This is a genomic window from uncultured Muriicola sp. (assembly GCF_947258935.1).
Lineage (GTDB): Bacteria > Bacteroidota > Bacteroidia > Flavobacteriales > Flavobacteriaceae > Muriicola.
The window spans coordinates 1-14,026 of the sequence record NZ_CAMYKH010000073.1; the positions used below are offsets into that span (position 1 = coordinate 1).

Annotated in this window: 13 protein-coding genes and 1 pseudogene; 7 read left to right on the forward strand and 7 right to left on the reverse strand. The window is 40.5% G+C overall.

The features are described 5' to 3' along the window. Together Q0X72_RS11210 and uvrB are read left to right on the forward strand one after the other, a co-directional pair. The coding region (locus tag Q0X72_RS11210) for a T9SS type B sorting domain-containing protein (protein WP_297765317.1) at window positions 1–240 on the forward strand (240 nt) is incomplete at its 5' end. 60 nt (window positions 241–300) lie between these two features. Beyond that, window positions 301–2,289: an excinuclease ABC subunit UvrB gene (uvrB, locus tag Q0X72_RS11215; protein ID WP_297765320.1), complete on the forward strand. Its 1,989-nt coding sequence runs from the start codon at window positions 301–303 to the stop codon at window positions 2,287–2,289. A 284-nt stretch (window positions 2,290–2,573) separates the two neighbouring features. Here uvrB and Q0X72_RS11220 read toward each other — a convergent pair whose 3' ends face one another. Then, window positions 2,574–3,002 carry an Hsp20/alpha crystallin family protein gene (locus Q0X72_RS11220; protein WP_297765322.1) on the reverse strand — a complete coding sequence of 143 codons (429 nt, stop codon included), beginning with the start codon at window positions 3,000–3,002 and terminating at the stop codon, window positions 2,574–2,576. 239 nt (window positions 3,003–3,241) lie between these two features. Here Q0X72_RS11220 and Q0X72_RS11225 point away from each other — a divergent pair, with 239 nt between their 5' ends. After that, the gene (locus tag Q0X72_RS11225) at window positions 3,242–3,589 is read left to right on the forward strand and encodes a DUF1456 family protein (protein WP_297765324.1); all 348 of its coding nucleotides are present in this window, start codon (window positions 3,242–3,244) and stop codon (window positions 3,587–3,589) included. Window positions 3,590–3,623: 34 nt separating this feature from the next. On the opposite strand, the gene Q0X72_RS11230 is transcribed toward Q0X72_RS11225, so the two are convergent. The 3 genes from Q0X72_RS11230 to Q0X72_RS11240 all read right to left on the reverse strand — a co-directional run bounded on the left by Q0X72_RS11230 (window position 3,624) and on the right by Q0X72_RS11240 (window position 6,136). Next, the gene (locus tag Q0X72_RS11230; RefSeq protein ID WP_297765327.1) at window positions 3,624–3,959 is read right to left on the reverse strand and encodes a hypothetical protein; all 336 of its coding nucleotides are present in this window, start codon (window positions 3,957–3,959) and stop codon (window positions 3,624–3,626) included. Between the two features lie 272 nt (window positions 3,960–4,231). Continuing rightward, complete coding sequence (gene sucC, locus Q0X72_RS11235) at window positions 4,232–5,425, reverse strand: ADP-forming succinate--CoA ligase subunit beta (protein WP_297765329.1); 1,194 nt, start codon at window positions 5,423–5,425, stop codon at window positions 4,232–4,234. Window positions 5,426–5,497: 72 nt separating this feature from the next. Next, window positions 5,498–6,136: an LON peptidase substrate-binding domain-containing protein gene (locus tag Q0X72_RS11240; protein WP_297765332.1), complete on the reverse strand. Its 639-nt coding sequence runs from the start codon at window positions 6,134–6,136 to the stop codon at window positions 5,498–5,500. A 161-nt stretch (window positions 6,137–6,297) separates the two neighbouring features. Between Q0X72_RS11240 and lysA the strand changes: the two genes are divergently transcribed. Together lysA and Q0X72_RS11250 are read left to right on the forward strand one after the other, a co-directional pair. After that, complete coding sequence (gene lysA, locus Q0X72_RS11245) at window positions 6,298–7,539, forward strand: diaminopimelate decarboxylase (protein WP_297765335.1); 1,242 nt, start codon at window positions 6,298–6,300, stop codon at window positions 7,537–7,539. 175 nt (window positions 7,540–7,714) lie between these two features. After that, a complete protein-coding gene (locus Q0X72_RS11250) occupies window positions 7,715–8,212 on the forward strand; it encodes a DUF255 domain-containing protein (protein WP_297765348.1) in 498 nt (165 codons plus the stop codon). Between the two features lie 6 nt (window positions 8,213–8,218). Here Q0X72_RS11250 and guaB read toward each other — a convergent pair. Beyond that, window positions 8,219–9,600, reverse strand: a pseudogene (gene guaB, locus Q0X72_RS11255) (IMP dehydrogenase). A 226-nt stretch (window positions 9,601–9,826) separates the two neighbouring features. Here guaB and Q0X72_RS11260 point away from each other — a divergent pair. Further along, window positions 9,827–12,055 (forward strand): TonB-dependent receptor, encoded by a 2,229-nt coding sequence (locus tag Q0X72_RS11260; protein WP_297765338.1) that lies wholly within the window; start codon window positions 9,827–9,829, stop codon window positions 12,053–12,055. Window positions 12,056–12,064: 9 nt separating this feature from the next. Here Q0X72_RS11260 and Q0X72_RS11265 read toward each other — a convergent pair whose 3' ends face one another. Next, window positions 12,065–12,931 carry a hydroxymethylglutaryl-CoA lyase gene (locus Q0X72_RS11265; protein ID WP_297765341.1) on the reverse strand — a complete coding sequence of 289 codons (867 nt, stop codon included), beginning with the start codon at window positions 12,929–12,931 and terminating at the stop codon, window positions 12,065–12,067. 33 nt (window positions 12,932–12,964) lie between these two features. Beyond that, the gene (locus tag Q0X72_RS11270; RefSeq protein ID WP_297765344.1) at window positions 12,965–13,591 is read right to left on the reverse strand and encodes a LysE family translocator; all 627 of its coding nucleotides are present in this window, start codon (window positions 13,589–13,591) and stop codon (window positions 12,965–12,967) included. 67 nt (window positions 13,592–13,658) lie between these two features. Between Q0X72_RS11270 and Q0X72_RS11275 the strand changes: the two genes are divergently transcribed. Then, a partial coding sequence (locus Q0X72_RS11275; protein WP_297765346.1) for a Dabb family protein occupies window positions 13,659–14,026 on the forward strand: 368 nt, incomplete at its 3' end.

Consider the following 14,026-nt stretch of genomic DNA (forward strand, 5'->3'; position numbering starts at 1 on the left):
AACGGGGACGGGGTAAATGACTACTGGCAATATATTCCTCCTGAGATGAGCGGAAACATTATTCTGGTGAGTATTGAGATCTACAACAGATATGGTCAATTATTGGTCCAGATAGATCCAACATCTAGGGGATGGGATGGCACCATCAATGGTGGAACACTACCGGCAGCAGATTATTGGTTTAGAGCCAGAGACAATACCAATAGTGAATTGATCGGACATTTTTCATTAAAACGATGATATCCAAAAATCTACTCTTATAGCGATCATCAAACCAAGCGTCTTTCGTAATTTTACAAGATGAAGTTTAAAGTTGTTTCCGATTTCAAACCTACAGGAGATCAACCTGAAGCCATCCAACAATTGGTAGATGGGTTAAATGATGGTGAACGCTATCAAACCTTGCTGGGAGTAACTGGTTCAGGAAAGACCTTTTCGGTAGCCAATGTGATTGAACGGGTACAAAAGCCAACCCTGGTGCTTGCCCATAACAAGACACTGGCCGCACAGCTGTATTCAGAATTTAAGCAGTTCTTTCCCGAAAATGCCGTGGAATACTTTGTTTCTTATTACGATTATTACCAGCCCGAAGCGTATATACCAACCAGCGGACTCTACATTGAGAAGGACCTGTCTATTAATGAGGATATTGAAAAACTACGGCTAAGTGCCACCTCCTCACTGCTTTCAGGAAGAAGGGACGTATTGGTGGTCGCCTCTGTTTCGTGTCTCTACGGGATCGGCAATCCGGTTGAATTCCAGAAGAATGTGATCACCATTCGCAAGGACCAGGTCATTGCCAGAACTAAATTCCTTCATCAGTTGGTTCAAAGTTTATATTCCAGGACCACAGCCGATTTTAAGAATGGGAATTTCAGGGTGAAGGGAGATGTGGTTGATGTCTTCCCAAGTTATGCAGATAACGCTTTCAGGATCCACTTTTTTGGCGATGAAATTGAAGAAATAGAAGCCTTTGATCCTTTTAATAATACCCTGATTGAAGTATATGATACCTTAAATATATATCCGGCCAACATGTTCGTGACCTCACCGGATATTCTTCAAAATGCTATTCACCAAATTCAACATGATCTGGTGAATCAAATATCATATTTTTCAGAAATTGGGAAACCTTTGGAAGCAAAAAGGCTGGAAGAGCGCACCAATTTTGATCTGGAGATGATCCGGGAACTGGGGTATTGTTCAGGTATTGAGAACTATTCAAGATACCTTGATGGTCGTGAACCAGGAACCCGCCCTTTTTGTCTTCTTGATTATTTTCCAGACGATTATCTGATGGTCGTAGATGAAAGCCATGTGACCATTCCTCAGGTACACGCCATGTATGGTGGAGACAGATCACGCAAAGAAAACCTCGTAGATTACGGCTTCCGACTCCCGGCGGCAATGGACAACCGTCCATTAAAATTTGAGGAATTTGAAGCGCTACAGAATCAGGCTATTTTTGTCAGCGCCACCCCTGCGGATTACGAACTACAATTGAGTCAGGGAATCTATGTGGAACAGGTAATTAGGCCTACAGGCTTGTTAGATCCTGTAATTGAAGTACGTCCCAGTAAAAATCAAATAGATGATCTTGTAGAAGAGATACAACAGCGGGTGGAAAAAGATGAACGGACACTAGTCACTACACTTACCAAAAGAATGGCTGAAGAGCTCACTAAATATCTTACCCGGATCAACGTACGGTGCAGGTATATCCACAGCGATGTTGATACTCTGGAGCGGGTAGAGATAATGCAAGATCTTAGAAAAGGGATCTTTGATGTCCTTGTAGGAGTGAATTTACTTAGGGAAGGTCTGGATCTGCCTGAAGTATCACTGGTGGCCATTCTAGATGCCGATAAAGAGGGGTTTTTGCGAAGTAATCGCTCCCTTACACAAACGGTTGGAAGGGCAGCAAGGCACTTAAATGGTAAAGCGATCATGTATGCCGATAAGATCACGGCTAGTATGAAAAAGACCATTGATGAAACAACCTACAGAAGGGAAAAACAAATTAGTTACAACAAAGAACATAATATAACCCCAACCTCACTAAATAAAAGTCTGGACAATGCGCTGGCTAAAAACTCAGTATCTACCTATCACTTTATAAAAGAAGAGCTAAGAGCTGCTGAGCCTGATTTGGAATACCTTACCAAAGATCAAAAGGAAAAGATGATCCGAAATAAACGCAAAGCAATGGAAAAAGCAGCCAAAGAACTCGATTTTATGCTGGCCGCCCAGCTGCGGGATGAAATCAAAAGTCTTCAAAATCAGGATTAGCAAAACAGTAGGTCCATCAAAAAAACTATTCTCCTTTCTCTATTTTGGTCCTTTTACATATGTGATTCCTTTTATCACACCTTGTCTGGCGCTGATATCAGGAAGGCCGCAAATGAAATTCTTGGACCAGGGAACTTTCAGAAGGGTTTTACGATGTGTTAGGCCATCCTCAATGAACCACTATATAAATAGCGCCCCAATTACTCGGAGCGCTATTCAACTAACCAAACAAACCAACCATTATGAAAACCCAAAGAATGGGTCAAGCATAATTTCTTTTTACCTTACTTCCCTATTTCGATCATGCGTTTTGGCTTTGGCAAAGCCTCATCTTTCTTAGGAAGAGCAAATGAAAGGATCCCATCTTTGTAAGATGCTTTTATCTTTTCACTGTTCACGGTTTCGGGTAATGTAAAAGACCTTTTAAAAGAAGTATATGAGAATTCTTTTCTGGTGTAATTCTCTTCTGTTTTTTCATCTTCAGTCTTTGTCTCCATTGAAATGGTCAAAACATCGTTATCTACTTCTACATTAAAATCTTCCTTGTTTTTTCCGGGAATAGCCAATTCCAAATAATACCCTGTTTCATCTTCCTTAATATTTACAGCAGGAAGAGAAGCTGCATAATTTTCCGATCCTCCTAACCAATCTGGTCTGAAAAACTCATTCATTAAGGAAGGAAATCTCATGTTGTTACGTGTTACTATACTCATGACTTTTAGATTTAAGTTTAACTCTATTTTCCACATATAGAGCAAAGGATATACCAACCGATTATTCCTGCCCTTTTGTCATTTATACTATTGGTAATACTGCCCTTGTGTCAGTCTATTTTGAATACACTTCTAATTTAAGTGCTGAAATATGGACATTATTTGACCTTGTATTATTTAAGAGTTCTACTAGGGTGCGTTATTTCGTCTTTTGTAATACCTTGCTCAAAAGTTATGTGATGACAAACAATGATATCTTAAAAAAGTTGCGAGTAGCTCTGATGTTAAGAGATGATGAGATCGTGGATATTCTGGCTCTTGTAGATTTTCGGATTTCGAAAAGTGAGATTGGTGCTTTTTGCCGGAAAGAAGGGCATCCGAAATACAGAGAGTGTGGCGATCAGGTACTTCGAAATTTTTTAAATGGCCTGGTGTTGCATTTAAGAGGCCCCAAGGAAGACCCAAAAAACCCTAAGGATGTATTGAATTCCCCTAAAAAAAGCACCTCAAAGGGACCTTCAAAACCCCGGAAAAGCAAATTTACGGGATTGGGTTCAGTACCTTACAAAAATAAAAAAAGGTCCTAAGTAACCTTAGGACCTATTATGAAAACCTCAGAGTCTATCCTGTAATACGAACAGGAACGGTATACATTTTTCCTTCTTCGGCCTTAGCTAATTCAACAGCTTGATAATTCAAGCGACTTTTCACAAATCGCTCTAAGATCTCATCTTCAGTATCTACTGAAATAACTACAATCTCCTTATTCTTGTTAAGTGTGAACAACACCTTAGCGGTAAGGTCGTGATCATTAATAACAAAAGAATTGTCCTTTAAAAGCTGACTGATCTGGATGGCCAGATCTTTTTTTGGATCGTTAGTTTTGGAATCATTTGCAAAAAGGTTGCCGGCTGAAAGAAGAAGAGCCGCTGCGAGTACTACAGGTAATTTTCTCATGACTTGTTTGTTTTTTGATTAATAATTAGATTGATGATGTATAATAAAAGACGGCCCCTGAATAGAAATGTTACTGGTTTTTGAAGTTTTAACACAAATTTAAATTTTAACAGCTGTAAGAATTACCTCAAAAGTTTTTGAAACAGCTAAGTAAAGAGACCCGATTGGACTGGTCTACGGTTTATTTAATACCAGCACAGCCATGAACTTCTAAGACAAATAAAAAGGCGATGTTCTTTAGAACATCGCCTTGATTTCATAAATAGTTCTTATTAGGCTAAAACCGCCTTGACCTTATCAGCAGCCTCCTGGAATTGTATTGCAGATTGCACTGCCAAACCAGAGGAATCAATGATCTCTTTGGCTAAGTCCGCATTAGTTCCCTGAAGTCTTACAATGATGGGAACCTTGATAGCATCTCCCATGTTTTTATAGGCATCTACTATCCCTTGTGCAACACGGTCGCATCTAACTATCCCTCCAAAGATATTGATCAGTATTGCCTTAACATTCGGATCTTTTAGGATGATCCTAAAGGCCTCTTCCACTCTTTTAGCATCGGCCGTTCCTCCCACATCAAGAAAATTTGCTGGTTCTCCGCCAGCCATTTTAATAAGGTCCATCGTAGCCATGGCTAATCCGGCACCATTTACCATACAACCTACGTTTCCATCTAGGTCTACGTAGTTGAGTCCAACCGCACGAGCTTCAACTTCAATAGGGTTCTCTTCACGGAGATCGCGCATTTCTGCATATTGCTTCCTCCTGAATAAGGAATTATCGTCTATGGATACCTTGGCATCTACGGCCATGATCTTATCATCTGAGGTCTTTAAAACCGGATTGATCTCAAAAAGATTGGCATCACTTTGTTCGTATGCTTTATATAAAGAGGTAATAAATTTGGTCATCTCCTTAAATGCAGTACCTGAGAGACCCAGGTTAAAAGCAATTTTACGGGATTGGAAAGGCAATAATCCAGTAGATGGATCTACTTCCTCTGTAAAAATAAGATGTGGAGTTTTTTCTGCCACTTCCTCTATATCCATACCGCCTTCAGTAGAATACATAATCATATTACGTCCACGTGCCCTGTTCAAAAGAACAGAAACATAGAATTCACTTGTTTCACTTGCACCCGGATAATAGACATCTTCGGCCACTAGTACCTGATGTACCTTTTTCCCCTCTGCAGAAGTCTGAGGTGTTACCAAATTCATTCCAATTATCTGTCCCGCGATCTCTTCAACTTCTTTAAGGTTCTTGGCGATTTTAACACCGCCTCCTTTTCCCCGGCCACCTGCGTGTACCTGAGCCTTGATCACATGCCAGGAAGTGCCTGTGTCGTGGGTTAGTTGTTTAGCAGCATCTACCGCTTCCTTAGCATTATGCGCCACAATACCTCTTTGTATACGAACGCCAAAACTGGCCAAAATTTCTTTTCCTTGATATTCGTGAAGATTCATACGGTTGTTTTGTTAGTTGCTTGCAAAAATAGGAAACACAGCGGAGTTTCACTAACTAAATTGAACTTGTACTTAAATATTAAAATCCTTAAAATCTAATGGATCGAAATTTCTGAAATGTCCGTTCATATCAATCAATTCCTTGGTCCTATCTACTTCTTTAAGGACCTTTATGGTCTGATCTAAATGCCTTCGAATATAGGCCAGTCTATCGCTCTCTTTAATCAATTGCATTAGCTCGTATTCCTGTTCGAAGGACAGACCCATTTTATGGGCGAGCATATAGGGATTAAACTTGTCTGCCGGGATCTTTTCAAAATGTACACCCATAAGATCGTAAAGTTCTTGAATTCTATCGAGTACTGATTCTTTTGCCTGAATATCACCATCATTGATAGATTCCAAAAATTTCACCTCACCACCTGCATACAATTTGCCTTCCATTTCATTTTCAAAGGTCATTACCTGAAAGATCTGTCTGCCCACACAAGTTACATCCATAGATCCATTCTCATAGGTACTGACAACTTCTACAAGTTGCACCTCAGTTCCATATACGATCCTGTCGTTTATATAGACCGGAATACCAAAAGTGACGGCGTCTTTTCTGCAATCGTTGATAAGTTCCTTGTATCGGTCCTCAAAAATATGAAGAGGTACTGTTTCACCAGGGAAGAATACTGTTTGTAGTGGAAAGAAGGGTAATTTCACGGCCTAATTTTAGTAAAAATACAAAGACAGGGTGTGCATCGCAAGTTTATGATTCAGAGAATATTGTTATATATGCAACTATTTGTTGTATTTTTTTATTTATCGCACTTTATTTTGGGTTAAAAGCCTGAGAAGAGTAGCTTTGTACCAAAGTTACTGCTATGAAGCATTCAGATCTCTTAAAGATTGCCCATAACTATGGTGCGCCGGTATATGTTTATGATTCGGAAAAGATCATTTCCCAATTTAACAGGCTTACAAAAGCCTTTGGCAGTGTTCCAAAACTAAAGTTGAATTACGCCGCAAAGGCTTTATCCAATATATCTATACTTCGATTGATGAATAGTTTGGGGAGTGGACTAGACACGGTATCTATACAGGAAGTACGGCTGGGATTAATGGCAGGCTTTCAACCTCAGGATATTATCTATACTCCCAATGGAGTTTCCCTGGAAGAAATAGAAGAGGCTTCAAAATTAGGGGTTCAAATCAATATTGATAATCTTTCGATCCTGGAACAATTTGGTACTAAGCACCCACAGGTCCCTGTTTGTATTCGTATTAATCCGCATGTTATGGCAGGTGGTAATTCTAATATTTCGGTGGGCCATATTGATTCCAAATTTGGGATCAGTATACATCAGATACCGCATTTACTAAGGATCGTGGAACTTACAAAAATGAATATCAACGGAATCCATATGCATACAGGCAGTGATATCCTTGATATTGATGTTTTCTTGTACGCCTCAGAAATACTATTTGATACGGCCAAGCATTTTAAAGAACTAGATTTTATAGATTTTGGGAGCGGGTTTAAAGTACCTTATAAAGAAGGAGACATTCAGACCAATGTGGAAGAATTAGGTCAAAAATTAACAGGAAGATTCAACGAATTCTGCCAGGAGTATGGCAAGGATCTTACGCTTGCCTTTGAGCCGGGAAAATTCCTTGTAAGCGAAGCAGGGTCATTCCTCGCCAAAGTGAACGTGGTAAAACAAACCACCTCTACTGTATTTGCCAGTGTTGATTCGGGATTTAATCATCTGATTCGTCCAATGCTATATGGTTCGTCTCATGAGATCATCAACATATCTAAGCCCGATGGCAGAGAACGCTATTACTCGGTTGTTGGTTACATTTGTGAAACTGACACCTTTGGGAATAACCGAAGGATCAGTGAAATCTCCGAAGGAGACATCTTGTGTTTCCACAATGCCGGTGCCTATTGTTTTACTATGGCCAGCAACTACAATTCCAGATACAGGCCGGCTGAAGTACTTTGGCATGAAGGGAAGGCATATCTAATTAGAGAAAGAGAGACTTTTGATGACATCATTCGGAATCAAGTTGACCTGACTTATCTGTTCGACCCTGTCATAGAAAAGGCGGTTGCTAAATAAGAAACCTCTTCTTATTTTTAACAACCGGCGAAGATGGCATCGTTTTTGAACTAAAATGACAAGTGACGCCTAAAATAAAGTATAGACATATTCGTTATTTTAATGACATATTTACGTCTATGTCTACAAAGTAAGAGCTATGAAAAAATTCCAAGTATCAACACTTGTTGTAATAATGACGCTGGTTTTAGCGCTAAACGTTCAAGAAGTACGGAGCCAGACAGTACAATGGCTTAGTTGGGAAGAAGCAACTGAATTAGCACAAACTGAGGCAAATCCTAAAAAAATATTTATTGATGTGTATACCGACTGGTGTGGTTGGTGTAAACGAATGGATAAAGATACCTTCCAAAATCCGGAGGTTGCTGCTTATATGAGCGCGAATTTTTATATGGTAAAGATGGATGGGGAAGGAAAAGATCCCATAGAATACAAAGGGAAGACCTACACCTATGTTGCTTCTGGAAGAAGAGGTTACCATCAATTTGCAGCTTCCTTACTTCAGGGCCGACTAAGTTATCCTACGGTTGTATTCCTGGATGAGCAACTGAATATGCTCTCGCCGGTTCCCGGTTATCAAAAACCAGAACCTTTTTTAAACATTGCCCGTTATTTTGGGGATGATGTGTACAAAGAAAAAGATTGGAAAACCTATAGCGGACAAGGTAAATAGGAAAGCTTACCTGCTGTAGTTAGGGGATTCTTTTGTGATAGTCACATGATGAGGGTGACTTTCAGTGATCCCACTGCTGGTGATCTTCACAAAACGCCCGCTTTCTTTAAGGGCAGGAATATCTTTAGCTCCACAATACCCCATTCCGGCTCTAAGTCCACCCACAAATTGATGAATACTTTCAAATAGATCGCCTTTATAAGGCACTCTTCCAACGATCCCTTCGGGTACTAATTTCTTGATATCATCCTCAACATCCTGAAAATACCTATCCTTGCTCCCATGCTTCATGGCCTCAACAGACCCCATTCCACGATACGACTTAAACTTTCGCCCTTCGTAAATTATGGTTTCTCCCGGAGATTCCTTCGTGCCCGCCAATAATGAGCCTAACATTACTGTATCTGCACCGGCTGCTATCGCTTTTGGAATGTCGCCAGTATAACGAATTCCTCCATCTGCGATCACAGGTACACCGCTTCCCTTGATAGCCGCTGCCACTTCCAGCACGGCTGAAAATTGAGGAAAACCAACGCCGGCAACTACCCGTGTAGTGCAAATAGATCCAGGTCCAATTCCTACTTTTACGGCATCTGCACCAGCCTCCACCAAATATTTAGCAGCCTCTCCGGTTGCAATATTTCCAACGATCACCTCCAGAGAAGGAAACTTCTCCTTTACTTCTTTTAATACAGACACCACACCTGTGGTGTGTCCATGGGCAGTATCTATGACTACGGCATCTACACCAGCTTTTACAAGGGCAGATGCCCTGTCAATAACGTCTGGCGTAACACCCAAAGCCGCTGCCACTCTCAACCTTCCATATTGGTCCTTATTCGCAATAGGTTTCTGTGTTAACTTGGTAATGTCCCGGAAAGTAATAAGGCCCACAAGTTTATAATCAGCATTAACAACAGGTAATTTCTCGATCTTATGAGCTTGTAAAATCTCCTCTGCCTGCTCCAGGGAGGTCCCTTCCGCTACTGTAACCAAATTTTTTGAAGTCATTACTTCAGATACAGGTCGGTCGTTGTTCTTTTCAAATCTGAGATCCCGATTGGTCACGATCCCAATGAGTTTTTTATCTTTGTCTACAATGGGAATACCCCCAATGCTATGCTCCCTCATATTAGCTTTGGCATCTCCTACCAGAGCATCTTTTGGTAAAGTTACGGGGTCGAGGATCATACCGCTTTCGGCTCGTTTCACCTTTCTCACCTTCATTGCCTGATTCGCAATACTCATATTCTTATGCAGAACTCCAATGCCCCCTTCCTGAGCCATGGATTTACATCCCTGGGCAGAACGTCAGAAAACGCGGGTACCAATAGGACGTCATCGTAGGTGAGTCCTTCTCCAAGAATCTTATTTAAGTGGGCTTCCATGCAATTAAGGATTAATTGCGTGCAAATATACGCTTTTTTTAACGGAGAAGGATTCTTGTGAAATAGTTTTTAGTGGGCTACATTTTTACAGTGAATTAGGTAACACTTTGGCAATTAAAAAGTATAGAATTTTTATTTAGAATTTTTCTAAATAGGCTTTTAAATTACAGGAAAAGACTTTAAATTTGCTACTCAATTATTCATTATTTTTAATTAGTCTAAATTAATGAGACAATTTCTCCTACTTTTACTTTGCATTTTTCCGTTGTTTATCCATGCTCAAAATACCCGATTAATTGTACAGTCGAGGGATTCTAATCTTATCCAACTCAATGAGGTAGTTCTCTCAGCTAATGTAATTTTAGGGAGTAAATACCAGGCTAAAAACCGCACAGGTTCTGCCTACTATATTTCTCCTGAGGAACTGGCCACCTTCAATTATACCGATATCAACAGAGTATTACGGTCTGTTCCCGGGGTATCTTTTTATGAAGAAGATGGTTTTGGGTTGCGCCCAAATATAAGTTTAAGAGGTACTTCTCCTGAACGCAGTGCGAAAATAACACTTATGGAAGATGGAGTTTTAATTGCTCCGGCCCCATATAGTGCCCCCGCTGCCTACTATTTTCCATCTGTTGTCAGAATGCAGGCAGTGGAGATCCTAAAGGGAAGCAGTCAGGTGCAATACGGCCCTTTTACCACTGGTGGTGCCATTAATATGTTATCGACAAAGATCCCTGATCATTTCAATGCCTTCTTAACTGCATCCTATGGTAGTTTTAACAGCGGTAGATTACACGCCAAAATTGGGGATTCCAAAGAGCATTTTGGCTATATGGTGGAATATTTGAATTTTAATTCCGATGGATATAAGGATCTGGATCTTGGAGGGAACACCGGATTTGACAAAAATGACCTGGTGGCTAAATTCAGGTTGAATACATCCAAAACTGCTACCTTATCGCAGGCCCTGGAATTTAAGTTCCAATACTCTGATGAGGATTCTAACGAAACCTATGTAGGATTGTCGGATTCTGATTTTGAGGCCACTCCCTACCGGAGATATGCGGGGTCTCAGGCAGATGAAATGATCAATGATCATATTCAGTTTATGGCCACTCATTTATTCGCCTTTAGTGATCAATTTCACATCACAACCAATGCTTATTACAATGGTTTTAGCAGAAATTGGTACAAGCTAGATGCGGTCACCCTGGACGGCGAGCGCAGAAGTCTATCCGGAATCCTTAGTGATCCGGATAACAACCTGTCTTATTTTCAGCTTATTTCGGGACAACAAGACGGCCCCTCTGATGCTTTATTAGTAAAAGCCAACAACAGGAAGTATATATCAAAAGGGATACAGACCAAATTGGATTATCATTGGATGGGAGAACATACTTTTCACGATATAGAAATTGGTTTGAGATATCATTATGATGAGGAAGACCGTTACCAGTGGGTTGATGGCTACGAGATAACCAATGGCGTAATGAACCGCACCTCTGAGGGAACGCCCGGCACAGATGCTAATAGAATTAGTGATGCCAGGGCATTTGCGTCCTTTGCGCTATACAAACTTAAATATAAGGACCTGACTATTACACCCGGCCTGCGCTATGAAGATATTTCTCTCGGCAGAACAGATTACGGCTCTAGTGATATAGAACGTTTAGGCACGGATATCTCATTGAGGACAAATAATAGCTCCGTATGGATCCCGGGAATGGGATTCAACTATAATTTTGATAGATTCTCCATTTTTGGAGGAGTGCATAAAGGATTTTCTCCTCCTACAAATAAAGAGGGTGAAAAGGCAGAGAAGAGCATCAATATGGAACTCGGATCTCGTTTTACATTTAAAGGACTATCCGGGGAGATCATTGGCTTTTTTAATGATTATAGCAACCTTCTTGGCAGCGATCTTGCGGCTACCGGAGGTACAGGTAGTTTGGAGCAATTCAATGCAGGAGAAGTAAATGTTCAGGGCTTGGAAGTCTTGCTTAATTATGATCTGCTTGCAGCAAATAAGTCCCTAAAATTTCCGGTAACTCTGGCTTATACCTACACGGATACTGAGTTCAAAAGTAGTTTTGGAAGTGCTGAGGATATTTGGGGTGAAGTTATGACAGGAGATGAACTACCCTATATTTCAAAACATCAGTTCAATGCGGGATTATCTCTTGAACACTCAACTTTTGATGTTAATCTAAGTGGACGCTTTAACGGTGAATTCAGAACAAAAGCAGGGAAAGGAGCTATTCCTTCCAATGAATTTGTGCCATCCAGCTTTGTATTGGATGTATCTGGTGCCTATCACCTCAATCCTCACACCAGTATTACCGGAAATATTATTAATATGTTGGATGAGGTTTATGCAGTATCCAGAGTGCCTTCGGGATTAAGACCGGGCCATCCGTTTGGTGCCTATGTTGGAATTCGTTTACAGTATTAGAAAATCGAGCTAATGATAGGCTGAAAAGACTTGAGTGGCCTGGTTGAAGGCTGCTTCAAATACCGTCCAGGTTACATTGGTATCTGCTTTTTTTGAAGTAAAATATGATAACATCTTTTCGGTAGGCATATTACCTGTAAGCTCATCTTTGGCCATAGGGCAACCTCCAAAACCCTGGATGGCACCATCGTACCGCCTGCAGCCAGCCTTATATGCAGCATCTATCTTTTCGTGCCAGGTACTTGGGGTAGTGTGTAAATGGGCTCCAAATTCTACAGCTGGATACATGGGAATTAAATTGGAGAACAAATAGGATATGATCTCAGGGGTGGATGTTCCTACGGTGTCTGAAAGAGATAAGATCTTTACCCCCATAGAGGTCAGTTTTTGCGTCCACTCCCCTACTATCTCCACATTCCACGGATCACCATATGGATTGCCAAATCCCATCGATATATAAACCACCACTTCTTTCCCGGCATAAGAGGCTATATCTAGTAACTCCTTTAAGACCTCAGTAGACTGAGCAATGGTCTTATGTGTATTACGCATCTGAAAGTTCTCAGAAATAGAAAATGGATATCCCAGATAATCAATCGCCTTGTATTTACAAGCATCCTGAGCCCCTCTTACATTTGCCACTATCGCCAATAATTTAGAAAGATTATGTTGCAGGTCGAGTTTTTCTAAAACCTCAGCCGTATCCACCATTTGCGGGATGGCTTTAGGCGAGACAAAACTGCCAAAATCGATGGTATGAAAGCCGCAACCCAGCAGAGATTGGAGATATTGAATTTTCTTCTCGGTAGGTATAAACATCTTGATCCCCTGCATGGCATCTCTGGGACATTCAATTATTTTAACCTTTTCAGACATAAACAAAAATTGTTCTACTCTTCAAAATTACCATTATTTATAGGATAATAACAGGTAAAGACCTATCCCAATAAAAACTAATATTTGGAGCCATTTTAAATACAATGGAGCTTTTGGATGTTTTTGAAGGTACCCGGAAATGGCACCAGCCATTACGGCAATTGCAGAAAAAATCAGAAAAGAGATCAGCATAAAAAGAACCCCTAAAACATAAAATTGAAGGGTTGTACTTAAAAAGGTACTAAATAGAAAGCCCGGACAAAACGCTAGAAAGAAAATGGTGACTTTAGGATTTAGAACATTCATCACAAATCCCTGGCGGTACAATTGCCAGAGTGTTCTTTTTGGTTTATCTAATGTTTCTATAGATATCCTCGCCTCGGCTCGGAATACACGAAATGCCAAATAGAAAAGATAGATGGCCCCAAAAAGCTTGATCGTGAAAAACAAAGAGGGGTTTACACTGATGATCGCAGACACACCAAAAGCCAATAAGGTAGTATGTACAAGACACCCGGAGATCAATCCGGCTGTTGTGGCAAGGCCATATTTCTTGCCGTGAGCAATGCTTTGTGTAAGTACATATATATTATCTGGACCGGGAAAGATAGCCAATGAGGCCGTGGCCAATGCAAACCCCCATAAGATCTCAAAATTCACTTTGGTCTTCGATTTTTAATGGATAACAAACAAACGTACTTTTTTATATCTTACAAAAAATTCACGAATGAAATTTTATCTTAGTCTTATTGCAATACTCATGGCCCTTTATACCTGGGGCTTTAACCAAACATCTATGACCGCTGAAAATCCCCTCCCAGGTACCAAAATAGATCAAGACAGTGTGCTGCGCCATGTAGTCTTGTTTAAATTCAAGGAAGGAACCACAAAAAAGCAATTGGAAGAGGTAGAAAATGCCTTTGTAGCTCTTAAGAACAAGATCCCGGAAATAGAGTCGTTAGAATGGGGCCAGAATAATAGTCCGGAAGGATTAAACAAGGGATTTACTCATTGTTTTTTCCTGACCTTTGCTAGTGAAGCAGCTCGTGAAGTATACCTGCCTCACCCAGATCATAAGGCTTTTGGAGCCTTGCT